Genomic DNA, 1699 nt, shown 5'->3' on the forward strand with positions numbered 1-1699 from the left:
TATTTTTGACGAATTTATAAAAGCATTACCCAATCGCCTGATCAGGCTCTTGGATAATGCTTCATGATGTTAAAAAACTATTTGATTGTACCCAACCTCAACATACGAATGAGTTGAGGGCTATTTTCGTGCTTTCAACCTTTAGTAATCTAACCTAAAATATCCTAGATAGCTAAGAAAGAAGGAATTTTAGATGAATAACAACAACGTAAACTGGTTTGAGATCGGAACAGATCATCCAAAGGAAACAATGGATTTTTACAGCAAGATATTCGGCTGGAAATTTGTTGAGTATACAGATATGGAAAATGAATATTATAATATTATTGAACCAGGCAATGAATATCCTACTGGTGGTATTTTAGGTACTGCTGGAAAATTGCCGAGTATTCAGTTTTTTACACTTTAGTTGAAGATGTTGAAAAAGCCATTGCCAATGCTAAAGACAATGGTGCAACGGTAATTTGGGGACCAGTTACTGACAAGACTGGCTTGACTTTTGCTCGTTTGAACGATGACACTGGTCACCAATTTGGGGGCTTTTCAGCAGGAAAATAAGAGGAAGGTAATCGTATGAAGGCAGTAGTCGTTTCGCAGCCAGGTGGGCCGGAAGTTTTGGAATATAAAGATGTTCCCACTCCTGAGGTCAAACCTGATTGGTCGTTAGTCAAAATTAAAGGTTTTGGGATCATTCATTCAGAAATTTTTACTCGTCAAGGAAAGTCGCCTTCGGTCAAATTTCCGCGGATCTTAGGAATCGAATGTGTTGGTGTGATCGAAGAGACCACTGATCCAAAGAGATTGCCGGTAGGTCAAAAAGTTATAGCGATGAATGGTGAAATGGGACGTGATTTTGATGGCAGTTATGCCGAATATGCATTACTACCTAATAAAATTATTCATCCCGTTGAAACGAATATTCCTTGGGACGATTTAGCTGCTATCCCAGAAACATTTCATACGGCTTATCGAGCCTTGTTACAGCTGCAGCTAGATAATGCTGAAACCTTATTGATCCGTGGTGGAACGAGTGGTGTAGGTATCGCTGGCTTAAAGTTAGCAAAAGCCATCAATCCTGACATCAAAGTTCTAGGTACTTAGCGAAAAGATAACGCGAAAGATGAAGTTTTGCAGTTAGGCTACGATGGATTTGTCTTGGATCAAGATAAAAAATTAAAATTAGATCAGCCAGTAGATCGGATCTTTGATTTAGTCGGAGCTGCGACAGCACTTGATTCGATGAACAATTTAAAACCATTCGGGATCGCCAGCATCACAGGTGACATGGGTGGAGTTTGGGACATAGATCATTTCGACCCAGTAACAGCCATTCCAAACGACCGCTACATGACATCGTTCGCCAGCTACGTAATCAATGAGAAGCAATTGAATGACCTGTTGCAACTAATAACAGATAAAAATGTCGACGTTCATCCAGTAAAAACCTTCTCATTAAAACAACTACCAGAAGCACACGAATTTTTAGAAAATCAAACGAAACCAGGCAAAGTAGTAATTTTGCCATAGAAAAAAAGCTTCAACAGCGTAAAAAAATGCGATAATCCCTTTATGGTTGTCAGATGAAATAATATAAATTCATCTGATATTCATGAAGGGATTTTTTTATGTCTAGAAGTAAATATACAGTCCAAGAGAAGCTGGATCTGGTGTTGGAGTTTAAAGAAACCCAACCCATCTT

4 protein-coding genes are annotated in these 1699 nt (G+C 38.7%); 3 read left to right on the forward strand and 1 reads right to left on the reverse strand.

Annotation, left to right across the window (positions count from 1 at the left end; genetic code table 11):
• Positions 1 to 193: 193 nt before the first annotated feature.
• Positions 194 to 409, forward strand: coding sequence for a VOC family protein (locus tag EKM69_RS12140; RefSeq protein WP_125711367.1), 216 nt, complete (start codon positions 194 to 196; stop codon positions 407 to 409).
• On the opposite strand, the gene EKM69_RS12620 is transcribed toward EKM69_RS12140, so the two are convergent.
• Complete coding sequence (locus EKM69_RS12620) at positions 399 to 521, reverse strand: hypothetical protein (RefSeq protein WP_263853859.1); 123 nt, start codon at positions 519 to 521, stop codon at positions 399 to 401. The genes EKM69_RS12140 and EKM69_RS12620 overlap by 11 nt on opposite strands.
• A 52-nt stretch (positions 522 to 573) precedes the next feature.
• Between EKM69_RS12620 and EKM69_RS12660 the strand changes: the two genes are divergently transcribed.
• Together EKM69_RS12660 and EKM69_RS12665 are read left to right on the forward strand one after the other, a co-directional pair.
• Entirely contained in the window at positions 574 to 1101 is a 528-nt protein-coding gene (locus tag EKM69_RS12660) for an alcohol dehydrogenase catalytic domain-containing protein (protein ID WP_318530674.1), read from the forward strand.
• 27 nt (positions 1102 to 1128) lie between these two features.
• The gene (locus tag EKM69_RS12665; RefSeq protein ID WP_318530675.1) at positions 1129 to 1527 is read left to right on the forward strand and encodes a zinc-binding dehydrogenase; all 399 of its coding nucleotides are present in this window, start codon (positions 1129 to 1131) and stop codon (positions 1525 to 1527) included.
• The last annotated feature ends 172 nt before the right edge of the window (positions 1528 to 1699 follow it).

The sequence above is a fragment of the Companilactobacillus zhongbaensis genome, assembly GCF_003946515.1.
Lineage (GTDB): Bacteria > Bacillota > Bacilli > Lactobacillales > Lactobacillaceae > Companilactobacillus > Companilactobacillus zhongbaensis.